Raw genomic sequence first — 13,592 nt, 5'->3', positions numbered from 1 at the left:
CGCAAAAGTTGCCATTACTTTTCTGCAACTTTTTTATTCATCTTTCTTGTCTCAGGATCAAACAGACTATAGACAATAGGGATCACAAATAAGGTTAATAAGGTACTGCTTAAGAGACCACCAATAACCGTAACTCCCATAGGTCGATTCATTTCCGCTCCTTCTCCAATACCAAGCGCGATGGGGACAAGCCCAAGAATCGTTGTTAAAGCTGTCATGAAAATCGGTCTAGCCCTATCTTTTACAGATTCCACTATTGCTTCTAAACCTGACATTCCTTGTTCCTTCTTTTGGTTAATGTAATCGACAATCACGATCGCATTATTTACAACAATTCCGGCCAGAATGATCACGCCGATAAAAGCTGGTATACTCATGGGCAAGCGGGTAATGAGCAAGGAAATGGCAACCCCCACCACCATTAGGGGAACAGTAAACATAATAACAAAAGGATATTTAAATGATTCAAACTGAGCGGCCATTACAAAATAAATTAAGATGATCGCTAAAATCAAAGCCATGATCATATCTGCTTTTGAATCCTGCAAAAGCTCTTGCTCTCCACTGTAACTAATTTGCGTTTCATTTGAAATGTTTAAATTGGAAATCGACTTGTTTACTTCTTTTGTCACTGCTCCTAAGTTTGTTTCTGCGCTATATTTCAGTGTGAACTGCACGGCATCTTGTTGGTTCATTCTTTGAATTTCAACAGGACCTTCACCTTTGTCTATCCTTGCCAAGTCTTCGAGTTTTACAAAGGATCCATCCGGCTTTCTAATTTGTAATTTTTTTAACTCTTCGAGATCCCTAGTGACACTTTCGTCGAGAGAAACAAAGACTTCATATACATCTGAGTTCTCAGATATAATTTGTGAGGCTTGAACACCTCTCGTCATATCATGAATGATCGTGGCAATTTGAGCTGGTGCGAGTCCAAGATCAAAGGCTTTATTTTGGTCGATCTGAATTTGGATTTCTTCCACACTCTCTGCTGTGCTTAACGCCAATTCCGTCACATTGTCTAATTTCTTTAATGCATCGTGAATTTTTTCAGTATTTTTTTCCAGTCTTTCCTTATTTGTATCATACACATTAAATGTCAATGTCTGCGGTGCTAATCCAGACGCAGCTTCCACATTAAATTGAAGGGTGGCAGCAGGATTGATTTGCTGAACTTCTTTTTCTATCTTCGGTTTTATATTATCTACAAATTCAAATAATGATTGGGCTCGTTCTTCAAGTGGTTTTAATTTTACATACATTTCTGCTGTATTCGCTTTTCCTCCATCTTGAAAAGATGACTCCTGGGTCGCACCAATTAAACTGACATATACTTCTACATCTTCTTCCCTCTTCAACTCATCTTCCACTTTACTCACGATTTCTTCTGTTTTCTTTAAAGCCGCTCCATTCTCCAGCTGGATATTGATACGAAAGAAACCTTCATCTGTAGGAGGTAAAAACTGTGTACCTAAAGTACTAATACCAACAATTCCACCCATGAAGAGAAAGAATGCGATCAGTAATACGACGATTCGATGTTTTAATGCCCAACGGATAGAACGATCCAACATATTTAGTGACTTGGAGCGTCTCCTCTTTGCTTCATAATCCCCTTTCGGAGTTTTTAACCATCTACTCGCAAGCATCGGGATCACGGTTAAAGCAACAAATAGTGAGGCAATTAAGCTGAATGATATTGTAAAAGCAAATTCTTTAAATAGCTCCCCAAGAATTCCGCTTATAAATACAACGGGTAGAAATACTGCTATTGTTGTTAAAGTGGAGGCTGTAATCGCACCAGCTACTTCTTTCGCACCGTCGCGGGCTGCTTGTTTCGGATCTTTTCCCATTGATAAGTGGCGATAGATATTTTCAATTACGACGATCGCATTATCCACTAACATTCCTACACCTAAAGCAAGTCCACCTAATGTCATAATATTGAAGGCAAAATCGGCAAAATACATGAATACAAAAGTGACGATCACAGAATAAGGGATGGCCAGACCAACAATAATAGGACTTTTTACATTACGTAAAAACAAAAATAAAACGATCATGGCCAACAATCCACCAATAATAAGAGAAGAAGCAATATTGCTAATCGCCATTTTGATGTAATCGCCTTGATCAAATAGTACATCTGATTGGATCTGCTTGAATTGTTCTCTTTGTAATTGCTCGTTTAATTTTTGTTGAAATGCCTTCGATACACTGGCTGTATTCGCATCACTTTCTTGTAAAACACTTAATAGTACTGATGGTTGTTGATTGGCTCTCGTAATACTTGTAGACCTTTGTGGCTGCTTTTTCACTTCAGCAAGATCTTTTATAAGAATCTTATCGCCCGTTCGTGGATTCTGTGTAACGGGGATATCAGCAATTTCCTCCGCCGAATGCAACATACTTAAGACTCTAGTTGTTAATTCTTGTCCTTCCGTAAGGACCGTATCACCTGGCATGGAAATTTGATTTGCTTGAATAGCTTGTACAATATCAGATTGAGCTAAGCGATATTTTTTTAATTTATTTTGGTCCAAAATGACCCGTACTTCATCAACCATAGACCCTGATACGTTGACATTTGCGACCCCTTCAACTTTTTTCAACTCATCAACCAAATCATCGGTTAACGTTTGAATCCTATCATTTTGTTCCGTCTTCAATGATAATTGAATAACAGGAAATTGCGTTGGATCAAATTTCATGAATTTAGGTCTATCTGCATCTGCAGGTACTGGAGTCATATCGATCCTTTGCAATACATCATTTTGAATGTCATCCATAGAAGTAGACCAAGAAAATTCAAGTAACACAAGACTTGATCCTTCTTCTGAGAAGGACCTGACATTTTTAATCCCTGGTAAGGTTGATAAATTCGCTTCAAGGGGTTTTGTTACTTTTTCAACCACTTCATCCGGACTCGCTCCTTGATAAGAAGTAACAACGACCGCGATGGGGGGATTGATGTCAGGTATTAAGGTTAATGGAATCTTCAATAGAGAAACAATTCCAAGGATGATGACAAGTAACATTGTTACAATGGTAAAAACGGGCCTTCTAATTGAAAATTGGCTTAAATTCACTACAAAACCCCTTTCATTCTTTGTCAATGCCTACATTATAGCAATATTCTTTCTCAATTGAACAATAATTTGAAGTATGCTATTCACTTGGTATTCCCTTTTCAAAAAATCCCCATTCATCGCCTTTTAAGGCTTGAACAGGGATTTTGGTTTACTGTTTATTCATGGTCATCCATAGGATTACTTAATGTTACATCTGGATTCTTATCTTGGAACCATCGAAGCGCGAATTCATTTTCAAACAAAAATAATGGATTGTCATAACGATCCTTCACTAACATACTCCTACTACTTGATAAGGATTCGTCAATTTTATCATTTTCAATCCATCTAGCAATTTTCGACCCCATCGATTCCATAATCACATCAGAATTATATTCATTCTTCATCCGATGTTCAAATACTTCAAACTGTAACTGACCGACCGCTCCAAGGATGTAATCTTCCGTCCGGAATGTCCGGTACAATTGAATAGCTCCCTCTTGTACCAGTTGCTGAATTCCTTTATGGTAACTTTTCTGCTTCATGACATTTTTTGGTGTTACCCGAACAAAAAGTTCTGGTGTAAATTGAGGTAGTTTCTCATATTGGATCTTTTGCTTCCCTGCAAAAAGAGTGTCCCCAATTTGATAAGTACCTGTATCATACAAGCCAATAATATCACCACTTACAGCCGTATTCACTGTACTGCGATCATCTGCTAAAAATTGTGTTGACTGCGATAACTTAATCGGTTTATCCGTCCTCGCTAAGGTCACATTCATTCCTCGTTCAAATTGCCCCGAGCAAATTCGCAAAAAAGCAATACGGTCGCGATGAGCCGGATTCATATTGGCTTGGATTTTGAAAATAAACCCAGAAAACTGTTCTGCTGCTGGGTCAACAGGTCCGTCTATACTTTGACGTGGCTGAGGGGCAGGCGCAAAATCTAGATAGCTTTCGAGGAAAGTCTGAACGCCAAAATTCGTTAAGGCACTTCCAAAAAATACAGGGGTTAACTTACCTGTTTGAATTTTTTCCTCTGAAAATTCATTCCCTGCTTCATCTAAAAGAAGGACTTCTTCTAAAACTTGTTGGTATAAAGAGGTCTCTTTAATTGGATGATCACCGCTGATATCGCCTGTTTCGTCTAATTTAAGAAATCGCTCTTGATCTTCCACACGAAATTGTTCTACCCGTTTATGATAACGATCATAAATTCCGTAAAATTCTTTGCCCATTCCAATTGGCCAATTCATAGGGTAGGATTCAATCCCTAAAACCTCTTCCAATTCTGCCAATAATTCTAAAGGTGTCCGTCCTTGCCGATCCAACTTATTAATAAAAGTAAAAATGGGGATTCCACGCATCCGACAAACTTTAAATAGCTTTAAGGTTTGTTCCTCAATTCCCTTCGCAGAGTCAATAATCATAACGGCGCTGTCCACAGCCATTAATGTACGATACGTGTCTTCACTAAAATCTTGGTGTCCTGGTGTATCAAGGATATTAATCCGGACATTATTATAGTCAAACTGCATAACAGAAGAGGTAACGGAAATCCCCCGTTGTTTCTCAATCGCCATCCAGTCTGATGTCGCGTATTTTCCTGTTTTCTTCCCCTTTACAGTTCCAGCGTCACGGATCGCTCCACCAAAATACAAAAGCTTTTCTGTCATCGTCGTTTTCCCGGCATCTGGGTGGGAAATGATGGCAAAAGTTCTTCTTGATTCTATTTCTTCCTTTAAAGAATATTTATTCATTATGATTTTCCTTCCAAAATTAAGTCTTGTATTATCATATTCCCTCAAGTCAAGAATTTCAAGAACCAAATGCGCAAGCGCCTGTTCAGTGACGTATAAACTTGGATAATAGAGTTGAACGGAAACAAAAAAAGCCGTCCAAATGGCAGTGAACCTACCTTTTGGACGGTTTCATATCCCTTCACTCGATTGTTGTGATTGAGGACAACACATAAGCATAAAGCAGTTTTTCCGTATTAATCAAAGAGGTCTCATGCGTCCGTTCAAAAGCATGCGAAGCTTCAATACCAGGACCAACTAAACCATGCACAATATCATATCCTGAGCGAATTGCCGCCGAGGCATCTGATCCATAATAAGGATAAATATCTACTTTGTAATCAATATTGTTTTCACGGGCCAACTGGATTAGATGCTTTCTTAATCCGTAATGATAAGGACCACTTGAATCTTTTGCACAGATCGAAACGGTGTATTCATCTGAGGCCTGTCCTTCACCCAATGCTCCCATATCAACAGCTAAATATTCAACCGTTTCCGGGGAAATACTTGCATTTCCTCCGTAACCAATTTCCTCATTATTCGAAATCAAAAAATGAGTTGTATAAGGAAGGGTTACTTCGTTTTCCTTAAGGTATCGAATCAATCGTAATAATATTGCAGTACTTGCTTTATCATCCAAATGGCGTGACTTAATATAACCACCTTCCGTCACTTGTACTCGCGGATCAAAGGAGACAAAATCTCCCACTTGAATCCCAAGCTTCCTTGTTTCATCAGCAGATTCGGTTCTTTCATCAATTCGAACTTCAATATTATCTTCATTCCTTTTCGCATCACCAGCATCTTTATATACATGCACGGAAGTCTGCTTCATTAAAATCGTACCTGAATAGTTTTTTCCAGTTTCTGTTTCAATTTGACAATATTCCCCTTCTACAGAATTCCAGCGAAAACCACCGATCATCGATAATTTTAGTCTTCCATTTGGTTTAATTTCCTTCACCATTGCCCCTAAAGTATCAACATGGGCCGTTAACATCCGATGCTGATCCGTTCTTCGACCAGGAAGAGTAACCAATAATCCACCTTTCCGATTACGTTTCATATCTAACCCAAGACCTTGTAAATACTGTTCGCAAAAATCAATCACCTGTTTTGTATTTCCAGACGGACTAGGAATAGAAACAAGTTCTTTGATAAGCATAAAAGTTTCTTTACTATTTGGTTGAAAATTCATATTCACAATTCCCTTCATAACAAAAATCTACCTTTATTAAATAGTAGCACATCTATTAATTTTATAGTATTTCTAGAAAGAAAAAGCTACCTCCTTTGTAAAGTAGCTTTTCCATAATCTGACCTATTACTGTTCACTTTCAATGAAATACTGAACAAACCGCGCAATCATTTCTTTATTTTTAACATTGATAGGGGTAAAAAGAATTTTTTCCTCATCTTCTTGGATAAGTCCCTGGAAAATAGATTCTGAAGTGATTTTTATTCCTTTTATTTCATGATCATCCCCATAAACTAATTGATCCTCTGGAAGAGTCAACTCTGATATGCCTTCAAGCTCGTCAAATGATAATAATTGCCCTTCCTGATTCATCTGATCAAAATAATCTTGATCTGCAATAAAAAAGTCAATATCACCAGCCGACAGTTGGGCAGCTAATTTTTGCATTTCCATCCCTGCCTGCATATCGTCGCTTTTCAGCCTCAACGTTTGGAGAATAATATTTGAAGATTCTCTTTCTTCCTTAGTTAAAAGATTTTTTTGGATTTCATCCTTTACCAGTTCCACTTGTTCGGGACTTGCGTAGTCGGTAATCAATACAAAATTCAATATATCTTCCTTTTTATTTGCAATACTATAAACGGTATAAACGATGAAGATAACCAATACAATAAATCCGATAATATAATATTTATAATACTCCCATATGTATTTTATTTTTTCATTGGTTGACATTTCCGATAAAATTTCTCTTAAAGGTCTTTTCATCCAGATCCCTTCTCTCTCTATGTTCAAAAAATCCTTAATGCAGTATAAATAACAAGTGTAAGTGTAATTGAACTTAGTAATGTTGAGCCAATAACAGTTTGTGCAGCAAACTCAGGCTCGTTATTATATTCTTGTGCGACTATGGAACTATTAACAGATGTTGGCATAGCCGTTGAAATCAGTAATGCCTGTGCTACCACTCCATCAATCCCCACCAACCATAGTCCCGCTAGTGCAATGGCTGGTCCGATTAGCAGTCTGAAGAACATACTTAAATATAAAGGTAAATAAGCAAATGAAACACGTATATGAGCAATTTGCGCGCCTAGAGTCAATAAGGCTATTGCGATTAACGCATCTGATATGTATGAAATAGGAGTCAATAAAAACTCAGGTAAAGATACATGGAATATATTCAACAATATACCTAAAGTCATCGCATAGAACAAAGGCATTTTAAAATAATCTAAAATGGCTCTCCACTTCCCGATCGACACGGACTTCAACGACACAACTCCATACGAAAAAAGGAAAGTGTTTTGAAAGGCGGCGACAATAACTTGAATAGACATAGCAAAAGGATCGTGCTTAAAAACTAAATCATTCACAGGAATACCGTAGTTTGCTGAATTATAGAAAACAACACTATTCGCAAATGTTAGTTTCTTTGGTTTTTCCATCTTCGAGAATTGGGCCACTAACGAACTTAAAACATATAACAGAAAGACAAAAAGTAAACAAAAAAGGATTACGCCAAAGAATACGGCCGGAGAAAACACACTTTCATAAAGCTTTATAAAGATAAGAGCCGGACTCAGGTAGTAAATATTGATTTTAGCAAGCGTATACAAATCTAACTTAAATTTTCTCTGTAAAATAACCCCTATCATAATTAAGATAAAAACAGGCAAAATAATTTCTGTAAAAATAATTGACAGATTTGATAGCAAATAACCCTTCCCCCATTTTACATTGTATTACAATAAATTTCGACAAAAATCAAAAATTTCCTGCTTAAAATAAGGATAATTATATTCATTAAAAAAGTTATTACATACTCATCTGCTATTTCATTAAGATGCTATTCTAATTCAATCCCTATGTTTCGTATGTCAGATATTGGGTCCAATTGAAGAAACCTTGGACTTTGAATTAATTTGATTAAGGCTTCTGCTGTTTGATCAGCCGTTTGCAGTTGGTTATTTTCTTTATATCCAATAAATTGATCAACTAATTCAAAGTCCTCCATCTTAACAGATCGTATTTTCTCCTGCATTCCTGTATCAATGATCCCCGGGGCAATCGAGATGATCTTTGTTCCATTTTCTTTATTTGCTTGTTCCTCTGATACGACCCTTGTAAAATGATCTAACCCCGCTTTCCCAGCACAATAACAACCCCAGCCACTATATGGATGACGGCCAGCCCCTGAGGAAATATTAATAATCTTCTTCACTGCTGGTTTATTTTCTAATTTATTCATAAATAGCGATGTAAGTATCATCGGAGCTGTTAAATTAACTGCAATGCTCTTAGCGATTGCTTCAGGTGAATGACTTTCCACTTTTCCAATCGGTTCAACAATCCCTGCATTATTGATCAAGGTAATCGATTCAAAGTCATCAGGAATAGCTTGAAAGATTTGATCCATTAAGTTAGGGAGTTCATCTGTTTGAGCTAAATCTTGTTCTATGTAGAGTAATGGACATTTTTCTTCTTTCGCCAGTTTTTCTAAAGCCACATTTTTTGTCCGGGCGACGCAAATAAGCTGATGATTATTCTGAAGCAATTGCTTACCTAAAGCTAAGCCAATTCCCTTTGAAGCACCTGTTATGATATAAATATCCACCCTAATCACTCCCCATCTATTATAATATGCCCCATCCTTCGTAAAAAAAAGAACCCAACATTTTGGGCTCTTAACCATCTTTTATCTGTTCTAGTTGCAAATAAACGTCTTAGCTGAGTTCTTTATTTATTTTGGAAAGAGGGAGTGTAATAATCTTCCCGCCTATTTGGACATGAACAGTATCTTTGAAAATAGCTTTGACAATGCCTTTCAACGAGATGGTTGAGTTTACCGTATATTTCCCAGGATCTGCGCTTGTCGTCATAATGCGAAACCTCCACAATATATTTTACATAATCTATAAATCTTATAATTTTATCAAAAATCATTTCATTTAGGGTAGTTTGATCAATGGCTTCCCCCACTAAATAATAAGATTTTACTTTATTATGACATGTAAAATTCATTAGTGTCAATGAATAAGATTACTTTTCGTGAAACATATTCATACACAATGCGACAGGGATTCTCCTCATTATTTAATTAATATTATGATGGCATTTATAGTCATTTCACTAAATCAACTACTTGCATCGGCTTTTGCAATTTTGGAAATCCGAAAATTTCCTCACTTATAAATGATGGCTGAAACCATGTAGCTTGGTACGCTTTCATTCCTACTGCTACAGCCCCTTGTAATTCATTTGAACCTCCATCCCCGACAAAAATGCTATTTTTTGGAGAAACCTTTAAATGATCACATGCGGTTAAATATATTTCGGAATGGGGTTTAGCCCGTTTTATCTTGTATGAAAAAACAACATCATCAAACAAATCGGCAAATATTGATTCTTTCCACCCTTCGACTTCTTCTGCTGTACAATTACTGATTAAACCTATCTTTATTTTCTGATCCTTAAGTGTTTGAAGCATATTCATTATTTCACTGTCTTGATTTTTAAAAGGGACTGATTTTGCCTTTATTCTTTCTTGGTGAATACTTTCAATAACACTTTCGTTGATTGGTTTTCCACATGTTTTTACAATATCCCTTAACACACTTTGATGGTCTGGAAATGAACCATCCATTCGCCTGCCTCTCCTGGCCGCCCACTCTTTTTTATATAATTTTTCATCTATCCCTAAATCTTTTATGGAATATGTTGCTTTTCTTTGGTTATTTTCGAACTCCGTAATCAGTGTTTCAAACAAGTCAAAAAATACGGCATGAATGATAGCAAATTCCTCCTAATATTTCTTGTTTTTAGTGATTCTTATAGGTCATGAATTCGTTAACCCCTCCCCCTATCAAGGGATTTCTCAATGTCAGTATCCTCAAATAAATTGAAAAATCCCTTATGGTGATGTTCAACACTTTCAAATGTTTTTCCTACAGATGAATCATTTCCTCCTATGCGAAAGGATTTACCGTTCTTTTGCCAGTTGTCTTATTAATGAGCAATTAATATCCTCCTTTCGATTTCGCCGGTTATTTTCAAGCAAAATAAAGAAAATTATTGACTTCATTTCTAAAACCATATATAATAAAAATTGTCTTTCATTACATATTTGATTCTGTAGCTCAGCTGGGAGAGCGCCACCTTGACAGGGTGGAGGTCGCTGGTTCGAGACCAGTCAGAATCACTAACTGCACGCTTGGATTTCTTGTTTGGGATCCAAGTTTTTTTATATGCTTTGGTCAAGTTTGTATTAAATTATTCGACAATGACCTTCGAACTTCCTTCCGTTTCTTAGAATCATTTTTAAAATTCAGATGTTTGAAAGTAAAGCATTTCCTTTCCCCTATAACTATCGTATAATGTGTAGAGGTCGGATTGAGGTTTTATATCGGAATAGTAAATTTATTTTTGAGAGATAAAGGTTATCTCCTTTTTTGTTGTTATAGAATCGTATTTTAAAAGAAAGGAGTTTATAAAATTTGAAACGTTTCGATAAAAATTCAAGGGTTAAATTGGCTTTATTACTTGGATCGTTGGCAGCCTTAGGGCCCCTCACCATTGATATGTATCTCCCTTCATTCCCAACTATAACCCAAGATTTCCATACAAACGCCTCTCTTGTGCAGGTGAGTTTAACAGCTTGCTTACTAGGACTTGGAATTGGCCAGGTAATTATTGGACCAATGAGTGATGTACAGGGAAGAAGAAAGCCATTATTAATCTTTCTATTCCTATATTTTGTCGCATCCATTTTTTGTGCTTTTGCACCTAATATCTCCGTGTTTATCGCTGCTCGATTTACACAAGGGTTTGCTGCTGCAGGCGGTATTGTGATTTCACGTGCAGTTGTGCGTGATATGTATCAAGGTCGGGAATTAACGAAGTTTTTCGCATTGCTTATGCTCATCAATAATCTTGCACCTATTCTCGCACCCGTTGCTGGTAGTAGTATTTTGATGTTTACGAATTGGCATGGTGTATTTATTGTATTAGGTTTTATCGGGATCCTTTTAGTTACATTCGTTTCTTTGAAACTTAATGAATCTCTTCCTGTAGAGAACAGAATACCCAGTAATATTGCACAAACCTTTAGAAACTTCCTGTCTCTAATCATGGACCGCCAATTTTTAGGATTTGCGCTTACACAAGGTTTTATTTCAGCAGGTATTTTCGCCTATGTTTCTGGAACACCTTTTGTTTATCAAAATATCTACGGAACCTCTCCACAATTATTCAGTGTTTTATTTGCGATGAATGGTATTGGGATTATGATTGGCACACAAGTTGTCGGTCGATTTGCGGATAGGGTTTCGGAAACACGCTTCTTAAAAATTGGTTTATCGATGGCGTTAATCGCCAGTAGCGCTTTACTCTTAGCTGTATTTTTCAAAGGGCCTCTTTTCACTGTCGTTATTCCGATTTTCTTTTTTGTCTCATCCATGGGGGTTATTTCAACATCCTCATTTTCATTGGCGATGGAAACACAAGGGCATATTGCCGGAAGTGCAGCGGCTTTATTGGGATTACTTCCATTTATACTTGGTTCGATTTCTGCTCCCCTTGTCGGAATCGCCGGAGAATATTCAGCTGTGCCAATGGGCGTCCTTATTTTTTGCGCAGCATTGCTTGCCTCTCTGTCCTTTTACGGATTAGCAAGCAAAGCTCCAGCCCGCGTTAAGAGTAAATACGCATCTTAGAAAACAAAAGACGACCTTGCGGGGTCGCCTTTTATTTTGACCCGCATCCTGTGGGCCATAAACTTATTGGAAAAATCCTTGTTTGATCTTCTAAATTATGAGGACTTATTTAGGGGCATCTTCGTGGAGTACTATTTTAGAGTTACATACCCACTCTTTTCTGCAACCGATAGATTTCTTTGTCATGTTCTATAAATTTCGATTGTAGATAATCATTGTTTTCTTCAATTTTCTTAAGTGAAACAACCACTTCCTTAAATCGTTGATCCATATTGTTATCTAGTACATCTATACGCTGATGAATTTCTCCTTTAAATTCCTTCATATCAGAACGTAACTCTTCTTTAAATTCTTGCATATCAGAACGCATTTCTTCTTTAAATTCTTGCATGTCAGAACGCATTTCTTCTTTAAATTCCTGCATGTCGGAACGCATCTCTTCTTTAAATTCTTGCATGTCGGAACGCATCTCTTCTTTAAATTCCTGCATGTCGGAACGCATCTCTTCCCTAAATTCTTGCATGTCCGATCGCATAGCTTTCATTAAGGTGTCATTATTTTCCTCCAAAGCAAGTTTCATTGCATCAATAAACGGTTGATAGTCTATCTTCCTCACCTCCTTGACATTAATTCTATTATAACTCATTTTAGACATTTTAGGTCAAATTTTTACAAATTCACCTTTGGCTCTGGACGAAGCGACGAATTACTCGGTTTATCCATTTTGCCATAACGTATTTAATACCTTCCATATAATGGGCTTGCCATCTGCTCACGTATTCAGAAACATCCAATAAAATAATGTTGAGATCATGCGTAAGGGAGGTTTATGAATGAACATGCCCGACGGGCCTAATCATACATCGCGCCAAGAAGTCATTGATCATTTGTTAGAGTCGATCATCCATGAAGAAATGGCATTAGCTAATCTTTTGAATGCTGGCGCTTCTAAAATCCATGCCTTTATAGGGAATGAATACAATTTTCCAACTCATCCCTCCAATCAAGAAATTATTACGATGAATAAATCTGCCCTCCATTTATTAAGAACGGCTGTGATGAAGGATTGGTATTTATTAAACAAGCTAGAAGAAATTTTTGCATTTGATGAAAGACAAATGTCCTCCCACTCTCACAATCTGTTCAATAATGAATTGGATGAAAATTCAAACGGGGATTTAAATGAACTTCAGGAGACTCAATCCAATGAGGAAGGCAATACATTGCAGGGTGACAAAGAACTTTCTGATGAATCGACTCCTGAGAACTTAGGTGGTCAAGATGAACCCCAAGAACTGTCGGATGATCGATCCGAATGATTCATTATTTGGTTTATGGATTTCCATTATCACTCTCCATAAAAGTTTACTCATTCTCTGGAAAACGATGCATTCAACCGGAATCGATGAGAAAATCATCATCCAGTCCATCGTACATTCGTACGAAAATATACAATTATTTATGAAACTTTTAATCAACCGATATGAGTTAACGGAGCATGCACAAATTCCTTTGAAGAGTGAAGACTTGATTAGAGAAACAGGAGAAACGATGAAAGACACCTATTATTTTTCCCATGGATGTTTGGCTTCTTTATATAATATAAGGAGAATTTCCAGTTTACACACTAGTATTTTAGAGGATTTATTGTGGCTAGAATATATTAGTCAGCAGAAAAACATTGATAACAATCCAGAAACAAAATGGCTAACATCCCATGTATTCAATCCGATTTCCTCCTGACCTATAGGGAGATGTTGAATACGCAACAAACAGAGCAGGTGGAGAAAATGAATGGTTTCTCTCC

At 36.9% G+C, this 13,592-nt stretch carries 12 protein-coding genes and 1 tRNA gene; 4 read left to right on the top strand and 9 right to left on the bottom strand.

Annotated features, from left to right (window positions below; all coding sequences use genetic code 11):
* Positions 1-14 precede the first annotated feature (14 nt).
* From KI363_RS08835 to KI363_RS08800, 8 genes are all read right to left on the bottom strand, one after another.
* Entirely contained in the window at positions 15-3,089 is a 3,075-nt protein-coding gene (locus KI363_RS08835; protein ID WP_212966132.1) for an efflux RND transporter permease subunit, read from the bottom strand.
* A 158-nt stretch (positions 3,090-3,247) separates the two neighbouring features.
* Complete coding sequence (locus tag KI363_RS08830) at positions 3,248-4,831, bottom strand: peptide chain release factor 3 (protein WP_158320530.1); 1,584 nt, start codon at positions 4,829-4,831, stop codon at positions 3,248-3,250.
* Between the two features lie 181 nt (positions 4,832-5,012).
* Positions 5,013-6,071, bottom strand: a complete 1,059-nt coding sequence (locus tag KI363_RS08825; RefSeq protein WP_212966158.1) for a M42 family metallopeptidase — start codon at positions 6,069-6,071, stop codon at positions 5,013-5,015.
* A gap of 126 nt (positions 6,072-6,197) precedes the next feature.
* Complete coding sequence (locus tag KI363_RS08820; RefSeq protein ID WP_212966131.1) at positions 6,198-6,839, bottom strand: hypothetical protein; 642 nt, start codon at positions 6,837-6,839, stop codon at positions 6,198-6,200.
* 23 nt (positions 6,840-6,862) lie between these two features.
* Positions 6,863-7,789: an AEC family transporter gene (locus KI363_RS08815; RefSeq protein WP_246516814.1), complete on the bottom strand. Its 927-nt coding sequence runs from the start codon at positions 7,787-7,789 to the stop codon at positions 6,863-6,865.
* 131 nt (positions 7,790-7,920) lie between these two features.
* Complete coding sequence (locus tag KI363_RS08810) at positions 7,921-8,688, bottom strand: (S)-benzoin forming benzil reductase (RefSeq protein WP_212966130.1); 768 nt, start codon at positions 8,686-8,688, stop codon at positions 7,921-7,923.
* 109 nt (positions 8,689-8,797) lie between these two features.
* Positions 8,798-8,953, bottom strand: a complete 156-nt coding sequence (locus KI363_RS08805) for a hypothetical protein (RefSeq protein WP_191967323.1) — start codon at positions 8,951-8,953, stop codon at positions 8,798-8,800.
* 242 nt (positions 8,954-9,195) lie between these two features.
* Positions 9,196-9,861: an HAD family hydrolase gene (locus tag KI363_RS08800; RefSeq protein WP_373306762.1), complete on the bottom strand. Its 666-nt coding sequence runs from the start codon at positions 9,859-9,861 to the stop codon at positions 9,196-9,198.
* A 338-nt stretch (positions 9,862-10,199) separates the two neighbouring features.
* Between KI363_RS08800 and KI363_RS08795 the strand changes: the two genes are divergently transcribed.
* Together KI363_RS08795 and KI363_RS08790 are read left to right on the top strand one after the other, a co-directional pair.
* Positions 10,200-10,272, top strand: a tRNA-Val gene (locus KI363_RS08795).
* Positions 10,273-10,567: 295 nt separating this feature from the next.
* Positions 10,568-11,785, top strand: a complete 1,218-nt coding sequence (locus tag KI363_RS08790; protein WP_212966129.1) for a multidrug effflux MFS transporter — start codon at positions 10,568-10,570, stop codon at positions 11,783-11,785.
* A 142-nt stretch (positions 11,786-11,927) separates the two neighbouring features.
* Here the strand turns inward: KI363_RS08790 and KI363_RS08785 are convergent, their stop codons facing one another.
* On the bottom strand, positions 11,928-12,431 hold the full coding sequence (locus KI363_RS08785; protein ID WP_212966128.1) for an apolipoprotein A1/A4/E family protein: 504 nt from the start codon (positions 12,429-12,431) through the stop codon (positions 11,928-11,930).
* Positions 12,432-12,618: 187 nt separating this feature from the next.
* Between KI363_RS08785 and KI363_RS08780 the strand changes: the two genes are divergently transcribed.
* Complete coding sequence (locus tag KI363_RS08780) at positions 12,619-13,104, top strand: alpha-helical endospore appendage domain-containing protein (RefSeq protein ID WP_212966127.1); 486 nt, start codon at positions 12,619-12,621, stop codon at positions 13,102-13,104.
* Entirely contained in the window at positions 13,067-13,528 is a 462-nt protein-coding gene (locus KI363_RS08775; protein ID WP_212966126.1) for a hypothetical protein, read from the top strand. Before KI363_RS08780 ends, KI363_RS08775 begins: the two co-directional genes overlap by 38 nt.
* Positions 13,529-13,592 lie beyond the last annotated feature (64 nt).

Source organism: Lederbergia ruris, assembly GCF_018332955.1.
GTDB lineage: Bacteria > Bacillota > Bacilli > Bacillales > Bacillaceae_C > Lederbergia > Lederbergia ruris.
Note: the sequence above shows the minus strand (reverse complement) of the source record. Positions and strands in the feature narration are given on the sequence as shown.

Bases quoted from the DNA above. Each gene is read 5' to 3' on its own strand.
- KI363_RS08820 (WP_212966131.1), bottom strand. From the start codon at position 6,839: ATGAAAAGACCTTTAAGAGAAATTTTATCGGAAATGTCAACCAATGAA.
- KI363_RS08775 (WP_212966126.1), top strand. From the start codon at position 13,067: ATGAACCCCAAGAACTGTCGGATGATCGATCCGAATGATTCATTATTT.
- KI363_RS08805 (WP_191967323.1), bottom strand. From the start codon at position 8,953: ATGACGACAAGCGCAGATCCTGGGAAATATACGGTAAACTCAACCATC.
- KI363_RS08825 (WP_212966158.1), bottom strand. From the start codon at position 6,071: ATGAATTTTCAACCAAATAGTAAAGAAACTTTTATGCTTATCAAAGAA.
- KI363_RS08785 (WP_212966128.1), bottom strand. From the start codon at position 12,431: ATGAGTTATAATAGAATTAATGTCAAGGAGGTGAGGAAGATAGACTAT.
- KI363_RS08830 (WP_158320530.1), bottom strand. From the start codon at position 4,831: ATGAATAAATATTCTTTAAAGGAAGAAATAGAATCAAGAAGAACTTTT.
- KI363_RS08780 (WP_212966127.1), top strand. From the start codon at position 12,619: ATGAACATGCCCGACGGGCCTAATCATACATCGCGCCAAGAAGTCATT.